Below are 1,332 nucleotides of genomic sequence, written 5' to 3'. Positions count from 1 at the left end.
TGCCGATCTGGTACCTCGTGCCGGACGGTATCGTGCAGTACATCGCCAAACGCGGCCTCTACCGCTAGACCTCGCCGAACCGGGAGCCAGATGACTGCAACAGACCACGCGATCGCGCTGACCCGCGTCGCCGCACGTGCGGCGTCCGACAAGCTGGGCGATGATCTGGTGGCCTTCGATGTGTCCGAGGCGTTGGCGATCACGGACGTCTTCCTGATCGTCAGCGCGTCCAACGACCGCCAGGTCGGTGCCATCGTGGACGCTGTCGAAGAGGCGCTGCTGGCCCAGGGCACCAAGCCGGCCCGCCGCGAAGGACACGGTGAGAACCGCTGGGTGCTGCTTGACTTCATCGACGTGGTGGTGCACGTGATGCATGCCGAGGAACGGGCGCTGTACGCCCTCGAACGGCTCTGGCGGGACTGCCCGCCGATCGCGCTGGACGAGGCCGAGACGGATCTGGCCGGGGCCACCGCCGGCACGCCGCGCGTCGACTCGTGACGGCTGCACGCGTCGTCGTCTGGCGACACGGCGAGACCGCTTGGAATGCCGAGGGCCGCTATCAGGGCCAGGCGGACGTCCCGCTCAACGAACGCGGACGCGGCCAGGCGGTCGCGGCGGCCCTGCGGATCGCCGAACTGCGGCCGGACCGCATCGTCTCCTCCGATCTGCAGCGTGCCGCCACGACGGCGCGTCAGCTGGGCAACTGCACCGGGCTTGACGTCGAACTCGAACCGCGACTGCGCGAGATCAACGTCGGCGACTGGGCGGGTCTGACCAACAAAGAGGTGTACGCCGCCCATCCCGACTTCGCCGCGGCGCTTCAGGCCGGACGTGACGCGCGCCGCTCTCCGAGCGGCGAGACGGGTGCCGAGGCCGGTGCCCGGGTGGCCGAGGCACTGCTGGACATCGCCGAGGCCGGCCCGGACGGCTCCACCGTGGTGGTGGTCGGCCACGGCTTCGCGCTGCGGGTGGCGACGGTCTTCCTGCTCGGCCTGGATTATGCGCACAACCTCACCCTGGGCGGGCTGTGGAACGCCTCCTGGTCGGTGCTGCAGCCGGCGGGTGCCAGTTGGCGGCTGCTGTCGTACAACAACGTCGCAGGCGGGGTCTGAGCTTTCCTCTGCGTGGGTGCGTGAGGAGATCCCGGTGGTCTCGATCACCGAGGATTGAGCTTGTCGAAATCCGGTCTGGCCAGGGTCTCGACAAGCTCGACCAACGAGGCGGCGGGATCGCTCAGGAGGGTCTCGACAAGCTCGACCAACGGGGCGGCGGGATCGCTCAGGAGGGTCTCGACAAGCTCGACCAACGGGGCGGCGGGATCGCTCAGGAGGG

The 1,332-nt window shown here is 69.2% G+C and carries 2 protein-coding genes; both read left to right on the top strand.

The window, feature by feature from the left end; all coding sequences use genetic code 11:
• Window positions 1-90: 90 nt before the first annotated feature.
• Window positions 91-498, top strand: coding sequence for a ribosome silencing factor (rsfS, locus tag Q0066_RS06965; protein ID WP_298131458.1), 408 nt, complete (start codon window positions 91-93; stop codon window positions 496-498).
• Window positions 495-1,112, top strand: a complete 618-nt coding sequence (locus tag Q0066_RS06960; RefSeq protein ID WP_298131456.1) for a histidine phosphatase family protein — start codon at window positions 495-497, stop codon at window positions 1,110-1,112. Before rsfS ends, Q0066_RS06960 begins: the two co-directional genes overlap by 4 nt.
• Window positions 1,113-1,332: the final 220 nt, after the last annotated feature.

It is taken from the genome of Micropruina sp., assembly GCF_027492755.1.
Lineage (GTDB): Bacteria > Actinomycetota > Actinomycetes > Propionibacteriales > Propionibacteriaceae > Micropruina.
This window is presented reverse-complemented; position numbering and strand designations above follow the sequence as displayed.

Bases quoted from the DNA above. Each gene is read 5' to 3' on its own strand.
- rsfS (WP_298131458.1), top strand. From the start codon at position 91: ATGACTGCAACAGACCACGCGATCGCGCTGACCCGCGTCGCCGCACGT.